A 275-nucleotide genomic window follows, 5' to 3' on the forward strand; every position below is an offset into this window, starting at 1 on the left:
ATTGTTGAAGTTATGTGTCTTGTATCCTTAGTTGTTATAAAAGCGCAAAAAATAGCACCGCTTTCTCTTTATCTGTGTAGAAAGGATGCTATTATTGTAAAACAATAGTTTTAATTTTATTTTCTGATATATCATATGTAATTCTACCTGTATCAATTTCTATCGAATTATAACCATCAAAATTATCAACTTTATCATCAAAGTCTATCACTTTTCCAATTAATATTTTATTATTAGTAAGCGTTAATTTGACTGATTTGCCTATGTATGACTGT

At 26.5% G+C, this 275-nt stretch carries 1 protein-coding gene; it reads right to left on the minus strand.

Translation table 11 applies throughout. From position 1 onward, the window contains the following. Positions 1 to 91: 91 nt before the first annotated feature. The coding region (locus tag GUI70_RS25645; protein WP_161884565.1) for an LSM domain protein at positions 92 to 275 on the minus strand (184 nt) is incomplete at its 5' end.

This window comes from Deinococcus alpinitundrae (assembly GCF_009982895.1).
Classification (GTDB): Bacteria; Deinococcota; Deinococci; order Deinococcales; family Deinococcaceae; genus Deinococcus; species Deinococcus alpinitundrae.